The 14,560-nt window shown below is 71.3% G+C and carries 10 protein-coding genes; all 10 read left to right on the top strand.

Going from position 1 to position 14,560, the window contains the following annotated elements:
• Positions 1-781, top strand: a 781-nt coding sequence (locus SACHA_RS22430) for a threonine ammonia-lyase (protein ID WP_083935873.1), incomplete at its 5' end; no start/stop codon positions are given.
• Positions 782-814: 33 nt separating this feature from the next.
• Entirely contained in the window at positions 815-1,222 is a 408-nt protein-coding gene (locus SACHA_RS0115190) for a nitroreductase family deazaflavin-dependent oxidoreductase (RefSeq protein ID WP_019811048.1), read from the top strand.
• 71 nt (positions 1,223-1,293) lie between these two features.
• Positions 1,294-2,004: a lysophospholipid acyltransferase family protein gene (locus SACHA_RS0115185; RefSeq protein WP_019811047.1), complete on the top strand. Its 711-nt coding sequence runs from the start codon at positions 1,294-1,296 to the stop codon at positions 2,002-2,004.
• Between the two features lie 18 nt (positions 2,005-2,022).
• Positions 2,023-3,423, top strand: a complete 1,401-nt coding sequence (gene lpdA, locus SACHA_RS0115180; RefSeq protein ID WP_019811046.1) for a dihydrolipoyl dehydrogenase — start codon at positions 2,023-2,025, stop codon at positions 3,421-3,423.
• A gap of 276 nt (positions 3,424-3,699) precedes the next feature.
• Complete coding sequence (locus SACHA_RS0115175) at positions 3,700-5,187, top strand: ArnT family glycosyltransferase (RefSeq protein ID WP_019811044.1); 1,488 nt, start codon at positions 3,700-3,702, stop codon at positions 5,185-5,187.
• 195 nt (positions 5,188-5,382) lie between these two features.
• The gene (locus SACHA_RS0115170) at positions 5,383-6,870 is read left to right on the top strand and encodes a sugar ABC transporter ATP-binding protein (RefSeq protein WP_019811042.1); all 1,488 of its coding nucleotides are present in this window, start codon (positions 5,383-5,385) and stop codon (positions 6,868-6,870) included.
• Positions 6,867-7,949: an ABC transporter permease gene (locus tag SACHA_RS0115165; RefSeq protein ID WP_019811040.1), complete on the top strand. Its 1,083-nt coding sequence runs from the start codon at positions 6,867-6,869 to the stop codon at positions 7,947-7,949. Before SACHA_RS0115170 ends, SACHA_RS0115165 begins: the two co-directional genes overlap by 4 nt.
• Positions 7,946-8,998: a substrate-binding domain-containing protein gene (locus SACHA_RS0115160; protein WP_019811038.1), complete on the top strand. Its 1,053-nt coding sequence runs from the start codon at positions 7,946-7,948 to the stop codon at positions 8,996-8,998. The genes SACHA_RS0115165 and SACHA_RS0115160 overlap by 4 nt, the downstream gene beginning before the upstream one ends.
• Positions 8,995-10,176: a Gfo/Idh/MocA family protein gene (locus SACHA_RS0115155; protein ID WP_019811036.1), complete on the top strand. Its 1,182-nt coding sequence runs from the start codon at positions 8,995-8,997 to the stop codon at positions 10,174-10,176. Before SACHA_RS0115160 ends, SACHA_RS0115155 begins: the two co-directional genes overlap by 4 nt.
• Positions 10,177-10,357: 181 nt before the next feature.
• Positions 10,358-14,560: ThuA domain-containing protein (locus SACHA_RS22425; RefSeq protein WP_019811035.1), on the top strand; the 4,203-nt coding region annotated here is incomplete at its 3' end.

The raw sequence follows: 14,560 nt of genomic DNA, 5'->3' as shown, positions 1-14,560 counted from the left end.
CCGCGCGGCGGGCGTCCGCGCGCACGTCGTGATGCCGGACCCGACCCCGCAGGTCAAGATCGACGGCGCGCGGGCGTACGGGGCCGAGGTGGTCCTCTGCGGACCCGGCGACCGGGAGGCCGTGGCAGGGCGGCTGGTCTCCGAGCTGGGCGCGGAGCTCGTTCCGCCGTTCGACCATCCGGACGTGATCGCGGGGCAGGGCACGGTCGGCCTGGAGATCGCCGCCGACCTGCCGGACGTCCGTGTCGTGCTGGTCCCGGTCAGCGGTGGCGGTCTCGCCGCCGGGGTCGGGACCGCGGTGAAGGCACTGTGTCCCCGGGCCCGGGTCGTCGGCGTCGAACCGGAGCTGGCGGCGGACGCGCGGGAGAGCCTGCACACCGGGAGGCGGGTCGACTGGCCGGTGGCCGACCGGGCACGGACGGTCGCCGACGGACTCCGTGCCCAACCGTCGGAGCTGACCTTCGCCCACCTGCGGGCCGTGCTCGACGACATCGTCACGGTGGGGGAGGACGAGATCCGCGCGGCGATGGCCGCGCTCGCGCGGCACGGCGGGCTCGTCGCCGAACCCAGCGGTGCGGTGGCCACGGCCGCGTGGTTGTTCCGGGGTGCTCAGCTGCCGGACGGTCCGGCCGTGGCCGTGGTGTCGGGTGGCAACGTCGACCCCGCGCTGCTCGCCGAGGTGCTGTCCACGGCCCCCGACGGGCCCGGGTCCCGCACCGCCTCGGCGTCCGGGACGTCCGTGCCCGTGCGGGCGCCCGGGCGGGGTGGAGCGGATCGGTAGGGTGACCCGCGAACCGAGGGAAAGGGGCTGACGATGCTGTTCGGCGACGAACACGTGCGTCGGTACGAGGAGACCGACGGTGAGGTCGGCTACGACTGGTACAAGGGCGCGCCCATCCTGATCCTGACCACCACGGGCCGCCGGACGGGGGAACCGCGCAAGTCGGCGCTGATCTTCCAGGAGGTCGACGGGCGCTACGTGGTCGTGGCCTCCAAGGGCGGCGCGGACGGTCACCCGGCCTGGTACCTCAACCTGCGGGACGATCCCGACGTCTGGGTGCAGATCCGCGGTGAGCGTTTCCCGGCGCGGGCCCGGACGGCCGATCCGGACGAGAAGGCACGGCTGTGGCCCGTGATGGCGGCCGTGTGGCCGGACTACGACGAGTACTCGCGCAAGACCGACCGGGACATCCCCGTGGTGATCCTGGAGCGGGTCTCCTGAGCGGCGGCGGTGGCCGCGGCGCCGTGCGTGCCGCTCCCCGTCCGGGGAGGCGGGGACCGGTCGGGCGTGCCGTGGCCAAGCTGCACCTGCTCGGCCGCCTCCCCCGGCGCGGCCGGGGCTTCTGGTACGGCCTGGCGATCGAGGTGCTCGCACCGGTGCTCGCGCTGACCACCCGGTGGCGTCTCCGGGGCCGGAGGCACCTGCCCCGGCGCGGGGGCGTGCTCGTGGCGAGCAACCACCTCTCCTACGCCGACCCGATCGCGGTGACGTTGTTCGGTCTCACCGCACGGCGGGTGCCGCGCTTCTTCGCGAAGGCGGACCTGTGGACGGTGCCGGTGGTGCGGTCGGTGATGTCCTCGGGCGGACACCTCCCGGTCCACCGTGGGCGGTCCAGCGCGCTGGACGCCTACCGGCAGGCGGTCGCCTCCGTCCGCGCGGGCGAGTGTGTCGTGGTCTTCCCGGAGGGCACCTTCGGTGACCGGGCCGACGGGTGGCCGGGCGAGGGCAGGACCGGACTGGCCCGGATGGCCCTGACCACCGGAACCCCCGTCGTGCCGCTCGCGTGCTGGGGCACCCAGCACCTGCTGCCGGTGGGCAGCTCGCTGCCGCGCGTGCTGCCGCGGCCCACGCTGCACCTGGCCGCCGGACCGCCGGTCGACCTGTCCGACCTGGAGTCCGACCGTCCCGGTGCGGCCCAGCTCCGGGAGGCCACCGAGCGCATCATGGCCGCGATCACCGACCTGCTGGCCGAAGTGCGTGACCAACCCCCGCCGGAAGCCTGAGACGGGCATAATCACGGCATGAGCGAACACTTCGACGTCGTGGTGCTGGGCGCGGGCCCCGGCGGCTACACGGCCGCCGTGCGGGCGGCCCAGCTCGGGTTGGACACCGCCGTCATCGAGGAACGCTACTGGGGCGGTGTCTGCCTCAACGTCGGATGCATCCCGTCGAAGGCGCTGCTGCGCAACGCCGAGCTCGCGCACCTGTTCACCACACAGGCGCGGACCTTCGGCATCCACGTCGACGGGGAGGTCACGCTCGACTACACGGCCGCCTACCAGCGCAGCCGCAAGGCCGCCGACGGCCGGGTCAAGGGCGTGCACTACCTGATGAAGAAGAACGCCATCACCGAACTGAACGGGCGCGGCAGCTTCGTCGACGACACGACGATCGCGGTGCGCGGCGCCGACGGTACGGTGGACACCGTCACGTTCGACCACTGCGTGATCGCGGCCGGGGCGACGGCGAAACTGCTGCCGGGCACCTCGGTCACCGACCGGGTGGTCACCTACGAGGAGCAGATCCTCACCGCGGAGCTGCCGGACGACATCGTGATCTGCGGTGCGGGGGCCGTCGGCGTCGAGTTCGCCTACGTGCTGCACAACTACGGGGTCCACGTCACGATCGTCGAGTTCCTCGACCGGATGGTCCCGGCCGAGGACGAGGAGGTCTCGGCCGAGCTGGCCCGCCGGTACCGCCGGTTGGGCATCGACGTGTTCACCTCCACCCGCGTCGAGTCGATCGACGACACCGGCGAGCGGGTCACGGTCACCGTCTCCGACGGCGACCAGCAGCGGGTGCTGGAGACCGACAAGGTCATGCAGGCGATCGGGTTCCGGCCGACCGTGGAGGGCTACGGCCTGGAGAACACGGGAGTGGCGCTGACCGGACAGGGCGCCATCGACATCGACGGCCGGTGCCGCACCAGTGTGGGGCACATCTTCGCGATCGGCGACGTGACCGCGAAGCTGATGCTGGCCCACACCGCCGAGTCGCAGGGCCTCGTCGCCGCCGAGACGATCGGCGACGCGGAGACGATGGAACTGGACTACCGCATGATCCCCCGCGCGACCTACTGCCAGCCCCAGGTGGCCAGTTTCGGTCTCACCGAGGAGCAGGCGCGTGCCGAGGGCCACGACGTGCGGGTGACGAAGTTCCCCTTCACGGCCAACGGCAAGGCCCACGGTCTCGGCGACACCGTCGGCTTCGCGAAGATCCTCAGCGACGCCCGGCACGGCGAGCTGCTCGGGGCGCATCTCATCGGCCCGGAGGCCACCGAACTCCTGCCGGAACTCACCCTGGCCCAGCAGTGGGATCTCACCGTCCACGAACTCGCGCGCAACGTCCACGCCCACCCCACCCTCGGCGAGGCGGTCAAGGAAGCCGTGCACGGCCTCGCGGGCCACATGATCAACATGTGACCCGATGCCCGCGAGTTGCCGCCCCATGCCCGCGAGTCGACCCTGTGGGAGCGTGAGTTGACCCTTCCGAACAGGGCCGGTGACCCTCCGGCGTCCGGACCGCCCCCCGGCACCGGAACGGGATCCGACGGCACCGGGCCCCGGCCCGCGGGCAGGCGGCGTCGAATGGTGGACACCGAGCGTCGACTCGCGGGTACGGAGCGTCGACTCGCGGGTACGGGGTGGCGACTCGCGGGCGGCAGGGGGACGGTGCCGGGGAGGTTAGGGTTCTCCGGCATGGCCGTACCGCAGTTCGCCCGGGTGCCGGTGTGGGCGATCGCGGGTGCCGCGATGACGGTGCTGTTGGCCTTCGCCGGGCGGTACGGCTACCACGGTGACGAGCTGTACTTCCTGGCCGCGGGCAGGCACCTGGACTGGGGTTACGCCGATCAGCCGCCGCTGCTGCCGCTGTTGGCCCGGGCGATGGACACCCTGTTCCCCGGTTCGGTGGTGGGGCTGCGGCTACCCGCCGTCCTGCTGACCGGGCTCGGCATCGTCGTCGCCGGGCTGACCGCGCGCGAGCTCGGCGGTGGTCCGCGCGCCCAGGCGATGGCGGCCGGTGCCTACGCCTGCTCCCCGTTCCTGCTGGCCGGGGCGGGCCACATCCTCGCCACCCACATGGTCGACGTGTTCCTCTGGACGGTCGTCGTCTGGCTGCTCGTGCGCTGGGTGCGCCTGCGGGACGACCGGCTGCTGCTCGCCGCGGGGGTGGTCACGGCGATCGACCTGCAGGTCAAGTTCCTCATCCCGGTGTTCTGGCTCGCGGTGGCGGCCTCGGTCCTCCTGGTGGGGCCGCGTGCGTTGCTGCGCAGGCCGATGCTGTGGATCGGCGCCGCGGTGGCCGTGGCCGTCTCGGTGCCCACACTGATGTGGCAGGCCCGGCACGGGTGGCCGCAGGTGGAGATGAACCGGATCGTCGCCGACGAGGTCTCCTACGCCGGGGGCCGGTTGACCTTCCTGCCGATGGCGCTGGAGCAGGCCGGGATCGGCGTCGGCGCGGTCCTGGTGGTGCTCGGTACGTGGTGGCTGCTGCGGGACCCGGAGTTGCGCGCGTACCGGTTCCTCGGCAGCACGGTGCTCATCGTCACGGCCGTGTTCTGGCTGACCGAGGGCAGGCCGTACTACGTGGGCGGACTCTTCGCGCTGTGCTTCGCGGTCGCGGCGACCCGGCTGGACCGGATGTTCACCCACCTGCGGCCGGTGCAGTGGAAGCCGGTGGTCGCGGTGGCCTACGCCGTCTCCGCCGCGGTGGCGATCAGCTGGCTGCCGGTCGAACCGATCTCGGCCTACGCGGGCGAACCCTACAGTCCGATGAACATGGAGCTGGAGGAGTTCGGCTGGCCGCAGGTGGCCGACGACGTGGCCGGTGCCTACCACTCGCTGCCGCCCGACACGCGGGCGACGACCGCGATCGTCACCGAGACCTACTGGCAGGCCGCCGCCCTCGAACACTTCCGGCCGGACCTGCCCCGGCCCTACAGCGGCAGCCGGGGGTTCCACTACTTCGGCAGGCCGCCGGAGTCCGCGAGCGCGACCCTGTTCGTCGGGTCCGACCGCGAGCGGCTGAGCCGGTACTTCGGTGAGCTGCGCCTGCTCCACCGGATCGACAACGGACGTGCGGTCAACAACGGCAACCAGGACGAGCCGATCTGGCTCGCCGGGGAGCGCACGGCGTCCTGGGAACGGCTGTGGCCGGAGTTCCGGCACATGACCTTCACCTGGTGAGAACCACTCGCTCGTCCCGGTGACCCGCTGGTCACCGTCCTGACCGCGCCCGGGATCGGCCCGGGCGCGGAACTCCGCTCTTGACGGGTGGTTCGAATCACCCTACTTTTGCATGCCGAAGAAGAAAGTAGGGCTGACGTGGATATAAGTTCGCACAACGCGAGCCCCGATGCGCCGGATGCCCCGCTGTTGGAGATGCGGGGGATCGTGAAGCGCTTCCCCGGGGTGCGCGCGCTCGACGGTGTGGATCTCGACGTCCGGCCGGGCGAGGTGCACTGCCTGCTCGGGCAGAACGGCGCGGGCAAGTCGACCCTGATCAAGACCCTGTCCGGGGCGCACCAGCCGGACGCGGGTGAGATCGTGTGGCGGGGCGAGGCCGTGGCCCTGCCCTCACCGGTGTCCGCGCTGCGGCACGGCATCGCGACCATGTACCAGGAGCTGGACCTGGTCCCGGGACTGTCGGTGGCCGAGAACGTCTTCCTCGGCCACGAGCGGTCCCGCCACGGTTTCCTGCGCCGCGCCGCCGCCCGCGCGGAGACGGCCGCGCTGCTGGACCGCCTGGGCCACACCGAGATCAGTCCGGACGACGAGGTCGGTGACCTCTCGGCCGCGGGGCAGCAGCTGGTGTCGATGGCTCGGGCACTCGCCCACGACGCGCGGCTGCTCGTGGCCGACGAACCGACGGCCGCGCTCGCCGCCGACGAGGTGGACAACCTCTTCCGCATCCTCGGCGGACTGACCGAACGGGGCGTCGCCGTCGTCTACATCTCGCACCGGCTGGAGGAGATCCGCCGGATCGGCGACCGGGTCACCGTGCTCAAGGACGGGCGCACGGTCGCCACCGGCCTCGACGCGGAGGAACACACGACCTCCGAGCTGGTCGACATGATGGCGGGTCGTACGGTGCGGACCGCGTTCCGCGAGACGGAGCGGGACCCGGCCGGACACGGTGACGTCCTGCTGGAGGTGTCCGGGCTCGGCAGGCGCGGCGAGTTCGACGACGTGTCGTTCGGGGTGCGCGCGGGCGAGATCGTCGGACTGGCCGGACTCATGGGGTCGGGTCGCAGCGAGATCCTGGAAACCGTCTTCGGCGCCCGCCGGCCCGACCACGGCACCGTCTCCGTGGCGGGGACCCGGCTGCGGCCCGGCAGTGTGGCCTCCGCCGTGGGCGCGGGCGTGGGGCTGGCGCCCGAGGAACGCAAGAGTCAGGCACTGCTGTTGGACATGTCCGTGGCCGACAACGTGACGTTGGCCAGCCTGCCCGCCTACAGCAGGTTCGGCTTCTCCCTCTCCGGGGCGGAGACCACCGTCGCGGCGTCCACTCTGGAGCACCTCGACCTCCGCCCCGCGGACCCGCACCGGCAGTCCCGCACGCTCTCCGGCGGGAACCAGCAGAAGGTCGTCCTGGCGCGGTGGCTGGTCCGTGGCTGCCGGGTGCTGCTGCTGGACGAGCCGACGCGGGGCGTGGACGCGGGGGCGCGTGCCGAGCTGTACCGGCTGATCCACGGACTCGCCGCCGACGGGGTGGCCGTGGTGGTCGTCTCCAGCGAGATTCCCGAGGTGCTCGGCCTGGCCGACCGGGTGCTGGTGCTGCGGGAGGGGCGGGTGCTCGCCGAGCGCCCGGCCGACACGACGAGCGAGGCCGACGTGCTCGACATGGTGATGGAAGGGAGTACGGCGTGACCGAGACCCTGGACCGTCCGCCCGTACGGCCCGCGAACGCGGGCGGACGGCGACGACGGCGCACGGTCGACCTGCGGCTGCTGGGGTTGACCGGGGTGCTGGTGCTGCTGTGCGTGGTCGGCGTGGTGACCAACCCGGACACCTTTTTCACCGGGGCGAACCTGTCCACGATGCTGCGGGCGTCCGCGCCGATCGGTGTGGTCGCCGTCGGGATGACCTTCGTGATCATCGCAGGCGGGATCGACCTGTCCGTCGGCTCGATCGCCGCCCTGGCGAGTGTGTGGGCGACCACCGTGGCGACGCAGTCGTACGGGCCCGTCGTCATGGTGATCTGCGCCCTGCTGGTGGGGCTGGGCACCGGTCTGGTGAACGGTGTGCTGATCTCCTACGGGAAGGTCGTGCCGTTCATCATGACGCTGGCGATGATGGCCTCGGCGCGCGGTCTGGCCGAGCGGATCAGCGGGCGGCAGACGCAGGTCGTCAGCGAAACGGGATTCACCGACTTCTTCGGCGTGTCGCTGCTCGGAATCCCGGTCCTGGTGTGGATGCTGGCCGGGGTGTTCGCCGTCGGATGGGTCGTGCTCAACCGCACCACCTTCGGCAGGCGCACGTTCGCCATCGGGGGCAACGCCGAGGCGGCGCGGCTGTCCGGGATCAACGTCAAGCGGCACACCGCCCTCGTGTACGGCATCAGCGGGCTGTGCTGTGGCATCGCCGCGATCATGGTGGTCGCGCGGACGACGTCCGGGGCCGCCACCGTCGGGCTGCTCTGGGAACTGGACGCGATCGCCGCGGTCGTCATCGGAGGCACCCTGCTCTCCGGGGGACGTGGCAGCCTGATCGGGACGCTCGTCGGTGTCCTGATCTTCACGGTACTCAGCAACGTGTTCACCCAGAACAACCTGGACACCGACATCCAGAGCATCGTCAAGGGCGGGATCATCGTCGCCGCCGTGCTGCTGCAGAACACGACCCTCGGGCGCCGGGGCACGGCGAAGGCGACGGAACCACCACCGGAACCACCCGAACAGGAGTCCTCCGACGATCCGGCAACTCGACCCACCGGGAGTACGTCATGATCCGAAACAATGTCGCCCGCCGCGGATTCCTGCTCTCGGCCGCGGGGGTCGGGGCGGGTGCGGTCCTCGCGGGCTGCACCTCCAACGAACGTCCCGCGGACGGAGAGCAGCAACCGGCCGGTGACCGTGCCGCCAACACCGAACCGGGCCCGCCGGTGACCATCGGCTTCTCCGCGCCCGCCGCCGACCACGGCTGGATGGCCGCCATGACGATCAACGCCCGGGAGTCGGCGGGCCGCTACTCCGACGTCACCCTGGAGGCCACCGAGGGCACCAACGACGTCAACCAACAGATCGCCCAGGTCGAGACGCTGATCAACAACGACGTGGACGTGCTGGTGATCCTCCCGTTCGACGGCAAGGCGCTCACCTCCGTGGGACGTAAGGCGATGGACCGCGGCATCCCGGTGATCAATGTGGACCGGGTCTTCGACACGCCGCTGGCGTACCGGACGTGGATCGGCGGTGACAACTACCGGATGGGTGTCAACGCCGGCAACTACATCGCCGAGCGGCTCAAGGCCGACAACGTGGGCGACCCGGTGATCGGGGAGGTCGCGGGGATCGACTCGCTGCCGCTCACCCAGCAGCGCAGCAAGGGTTTCGCCGACGCGCTGTCGACCCACGGGTTCCGGGTGGGGCCGCGGGTCGCCGCCGAGTTCACCCCGCAGACCGGTCAGGAGCAGACGGCGAACCTGCTGCAGAGCGCACCGGACCTGGACGCGCTGTGGAACCACGACGACGACCAGGGGATCGGGGTGGTGGCCGCCATCGAGGCCGCGGGCCGCGACGACTTCTTCCTCGTCGGCGGGGCGGGATCGCGCAACATGATGGATCTGATCAAAGCCGACTCCGGGCCGGTCAAGGCGACGGTGCTGTACAGCCCGTCGATGGCCTCGTCGGCGCTGTCGATGGCCCGCCTGCTCGGGCAGAACAAGGGCCTGTCCGACCTCACCGAGCACGAGATCCCCTCGGAGATCACGACGTACTCGGCGGTCGTGACCAAGGACAATGTGGACTCCTACCTCGACGTTGGGTTCGATTCGTGACACAGGACCTCTCCTCGGCGCACACCGCGACGCCGACCACACGACCCGCTGGCACGCTCGGCGTGGCCATGGTGGGGCACTCCTTCATGGGCGCGGCGCACTCACACGCCTGGCGCACCGCCGGACGCTTCTTCGACCTTCCCGTCACCCCGCGGATGGTGGCGGTCTGCGGACGGGACCCGGACCGGACCGCCGCGGCGGCGGAGCGGTTCGGGTGGCACTCGGCGGAGACGGACTGGCGCGCACTCCTGCGACGGGACGACGTCGACCTCGTCGACATCTGCACCCCCGGGGACACCCACGCCGAGATCGCCGTGGCGGCATTGGCCGCGGGCAAGCACGTGCTGTGTGAGAAGCCGCTCGCGAACTCGCTCGACGAGGCCCGGCGAATGTCGGCCGCCGCCGACGAGGCCCGGGCCCGCGGGGCGCACGCCATGGTCGGCTTCAACTACCGCAGGGTGCCCGCCCTGGCGCTGGCCCGGCGGCTCGTGTCCGAGGGCAGACTCGGCGAGCTGCGGCACGTGCGGGCGATGTACCTGCAGGACTGGCTCTCCGACGCGGACTCGCCGATGACCTGGCGGCTGCGCCGGGAACAGGCCGGGTCCGGGGCGCTGGGCGACATCGGGGCGCACGTCGTCGACGCCGCCCAGTTCGTCACCGGGCAGGGGATCGAGGGGGTGTCCGCGCTGACCGAGACCTTCGTCCGCCAACGCCGGTCCGGACCGGGCGGGACGGAACCGGTGACCGTCGACGACTGCGCGGTGTTCACCGCACGGTTCTCCGGCGGGGCGGTGGGCAGTTTCGAGGCGACCCGGTACGCGCTCGGCCGCAAGAACGCCATGCGGCTGGAGCTCAACGGCTCGCGCGGGAGCCTGTCGTTCGACTTCGAGTCGATGAACGAGTTGTGGTTGCACGACGCCGCCGACGATCCGGACACGGCGGGCTTCCGGCGGATCGTGGTCACCGAGCCCACGCACCCCTACCTCGGTGCCTGGTGGCCACCCGGCCATCTGCTCGGTTACGAACACACCTTCACCCACGAGGTCGTCGACCTGCTCACCGCGCTCGCCACGGACACACCCCCGGAGCCGGGCTTCGCCGACGGCCTGCGGGTGCAGCGCGTGCTGGAGGCGGTGCAGCACAGCGCGGCCGCGGACTCGGCCTTCGTCCGGGTCTGACGGCGCACGGACACACAGGACACGGCACTGAGTCGACGGGTGCCGGAGACGGCACCGGGTCGGCCGGTGCCGTGTGCGGCACCGAGAGTCGACGGTGCCGTGTGCGGCACGGAACGGGAGGTGGGAGCGCACCGAGCACGGACGGCACGACGGGTTGGCAGGCTGACGGGAGTAGGTAAGCGTGCAACGAAGCAGCAGGACCGGGAACAGACGCACGGCCCCACGCCGCGGACGGCGGATCGGGGCGGCGGCGCTCGCACTCGGCACCGTTCTGGGCGGGTCGGGCACGGCACTCGCCGCCCCGATCGACGGTGGTCCGGAGCGCGCGGCCGCGGCGCAGGAGGCGAGCGTGCTCGTCTTCTCCAAGACGGCGGGGTACCGGCACGGCTCGATCCCCACGGGAATCGCGGCGATCGAGGACCTGGGGGCGGAACACGGGTTCGCGGTGGACACCACCGAGGACGCGGCCGCCTTCACCGACGACAACCTGGACAACTACGACGCGGTGGTCTGGCTGTCCACCACGGGTGACGTGCTCGACGACGACCAGCAGGCGGCGTTCGAGCGCTACGTCGCCGACGGCGGCGGGTACGCGGGTGTGCACGCGGCCTCGGACACCGAGTACGACTGGCCGTGGTACGGCGATCTGGTGGGTGCGTACTTCGACTCCCACCCGCAGATCCAGGAAGCCACCACGGTCGTCGAGGACCGCGACCACCCGTCCACCGCGGACCTGCCGGAGCAGTGGACCCGCACCGACGAGTGGTACAACTACCGGGAGAACCCGCGGCAGGACGTGCGGGTGCTGGCCTCCCTCGACGAGAGCAGCTACGACCCCGGCGCCGGCGCGATGGGCGACGACCATCCGATCGCGTGGTGCCACGAGAACCAGGGCGGACGTGCCTGGTACACCGGCGGTGGGCACACCGAGGCCTCGTACGACGAACCCGCGTTCCTCGGCCACCTGGCGGGTGGCATCCGCTACGCCGCCGGGCTCGCCGACGCGGACTGCTCCACCTCCGGCGACCCGGGCGGGGCGCCGACCGACGGCGACTTCGACCAGATCACCCTCGCGCAGGGCGCGGACTCCACCGGGGAGCCGATGGCCCTGAGTGTCCTGCCGGACCGCCGGGTGCTGCACACCTCGCGCGACGGCCGGGTGTTCCTGACGACACCGGAGGGCCGCACCTCGCTGGCGGCGGAACTCGACGTCTACAACCACGACGAGGACGGGTTGCAGGGCATCGCGGTCGACCCGGACTTCGCGACCAACCGGTGGGTGTACCTGTACTACGCGCCCCCGCTGGACACCCCGTCCGGGGACGCGCCGGAGACCGGCACCGCCGAGGACTTCGCCCCGTTCGACGGGTACAACCAGCTTTCCCGCTTCGAACTGACCGACGCCGGGACACTGGACCTGACCAGCGAACAGCAGATCCTGCGGGTCGAGGCCGACCGGGGCATCTGCTGCCACGCGGGCGGCGAGATCGACTTCGACGCGGACGGGAACCTGTTGCTGTCCACCGGCGACGACACGAACCCGTTCGCCTCGGACGGCTACAGCCCGCTCGACGAGCGCGCCGACCGCAATCCCGCCTTCGACGCCCAGCGCAGCGCGGCCAACACGAACGACCTGCGCGGCAAACTGCTGCGGATCACCGTGGGTGAGGACGGCAGCTACACGATCCCCGAGGGCAACCTGTTCGAACCGGGTACGGACAACACCCGCCCGGAGATCTACGCGATGGGCTTCCGCAACCCGTTCCGGTTCGCCGTCGACCGGGAGACCGGCTGGATCCATCTGGGCGACTACGGTCCGGACGCCGGGTCGGCGGACCCGGAGCGCGGACCCGCGGGCACGGTGGAGTTCAACCTGATCACCGGGCCCGGCAACTACGGGTGGCCGTACTGCGTCGGGGACAACCAGGCGTATCACGAGTACGACTTCGCCACGGGCGAGTCGGGTGCCGAGTTCGACTGTGCGGCACCGAGGAACGAGAGCCCGAACAACACCGGTCGCACCGAACTGCCACCCGCGCAGCCCGCGTGGATCCCGTACGACGGCGGCTCGGTGCCGGAGTTCGGCGACGGCGGGGAGTCGCCGATGGGCGGTCCGGTCTACGACTTCGACCCGGCACTCGACTCGGTCACGAAGTTCCCCGAGTATTACGACGGGAAGAACTTCGCTTACGAGTGGGACCGGGGCTGGATCAACACCATCGAGGTAGGACCGGACGGGCAGCCGGGAGCGATCGAGCCGTTCTTCTCCTCGATGGAGCTGACCCGGCCGATGAACATCGAGTTCGGCCCGGACGGATCGCTGTACGTGCTCGACTACGGCAGCGGCTACTTCGGTGGGGCACCGGACTCGGCCGTGTACCGGATCGACTACACCAAGGGCAACCGCACCCCGGAGGTGTCCCTCTCGGCGGAGAACACTTCCGGGCAGGCTCCGCTGGAGGTCGCCTTCGACCCGTCCGGCACCGGGGACCCGGACGGCGGGCAGCTGTCCTACGCCTGGGACTTCGACGGGGACGGCGAGACCGACTCCACCGAGGCGGGCCCGGTGACCCACACCTACTCCGACAACGGGCAGTACACGGCGCGGTTGGCGGTCACGGACGAGGCCGGGCTCACCGGCTCGGCGAGCGTGGTCGTGACCGTCGGCAACACCGCACCGTCCGTGACGCTGGAGACACCGGCCCAGGGTGGATTCTTCGGGTTCGGTGACGAGGTGCCGTTCGAGGTGTCGGTCACCGACCCGGAGGACGGGGAGATCGACTGTTCCCGGGTCCACGTCGAGTACGTCCTCGGCCACGACCGGCACGGGCACCCGCTGTCCGAGGCCTCCGGGTGTTCCGGTGTGATCGAGACGCCCGCGGACGAGGGCCACGGACTCGACGCCGACATCTTCGGGGTGCTCAACGTCAGCTACACCGACACCGGCGGTGCGGGCGAGGTTCCGGCGCTGACCGGCTCGGACGAGGTGGTGTTGCAACCGAAGGTGAAGCAGGCCGAGTTCTTCGACGCCCATGAAGGCGTCGAGGTCGTCGCCGCGGACGGCGCACAGGGCGGGCAGCGGGTCGGCTACATCGATGACGGTGACTGGATCGAGATCGATCCGGCGAACCTCACCGGGGTCGATGCCGTCGGCTACCGCGTGTCCTCCGGAGGACCGGGCGGCACCATCGAACTGCGGCACGGTGCCGTGGACGGCCCGGTGGTGCACACCACTGAGGTGCCGAACACCGGTGGTTACGAGAACTACGTCGATCTCGACCCGGTCGCGGTCACCGATCCGGGTGGTACCGCGCCGCTGTACCTGGTGTTCCGCGGCGCCGGCACCGGAGGATTGTTCGACGTGGACGAGTTGCGGTTCACCGGCGACGGCGTGTCCGCGCCGAAGGCTCCGCCGGAGTGCGAGCCCACGGCCCCGGACGAGGGCTACCGGATGCTCTTCGACGGGACGGCAGGCAGTCTGGACGGCTGGCGGCAGTCCGGCCCCGGCTCGTTCGAGCACACCGGGGACTGCGCGGTGCGTTCGGTCGGCGGGATGGGGCTGTTCTGGCACGAGCAGGAGTTCGGTGCCTACAGCCTGAAGCTGGACTGGAAGATGGCCGGCGACGACAACTCCGGCGTGTTCGTCGGCTTCCCGGATCCGGGTGACGATCCGTGGGTGGCTGTGAACGAGGGTTACGAGATCCAGATCGACCCCTCGGACGCGCCGGAGAAGACGACGGGGGCGGTCTACGACTTCCAGTCGGCCGACCTCGAGGCGCGGGACGACGCGCTGAACCCGCCGGGGGAGTGGAACTCCTACGAGATCGTGGTCCGTGGTCAGCGGATCGAGGTGTACCTCAACGGCACGCTGATCAACGATTTCGTCAGTACCGACCCGGGGCGCGACCTCACCCGGGGCCATGTGGGGCTGCAGAACCACGGTGACGCCGACGAGGTGTGGTTCCGCGACGTGCAGATCCGGGAGCTCGACGGGACTCCGCCGACCGTGTCGGTCGACGGTGTCTCGGACGGGGCCGTCTACGGGGACGCGACGGACCTGACGCCGACGTGGCAGGTGCGGGACGACGACTCCGGTGTGGCCGAGCGGTCGGCGACCCTGGACGGCGAGCCGATCGAGTCGGGGACGACGGTGCCGTTGCACACCCTGGCGCTCGGCGAGCACACGCTCACCGTGTCCGCCACCGACGCGGCGGGCAACACCACCGAGCACTCGGTCGGGTTCACCACGACGACCTCGCTCGACGATCTCGGTGCGTTGCTGTCCCGGTTCACCGACGCCGGACGCCTGGAACAGGGCGAATCGGCGCCGCTGCGGGCGCACCTGGACCGGGCCCGCCGGGCCGCGGGCGAGGGTGCCGGGGGC

This window comes from Saccharomonospora halophila 8, assembly GCF_000383775.1.
Lineage (GTDB): Bacteria > Actinomycetota > Actinomycetes > Mycobacteriales > Pseudonocardiaceae > Saccharomonospora > Saccharomonospora halophila.
This window is presented reverse-complemented; position numbering and strand designations above follow the sequence as displayed.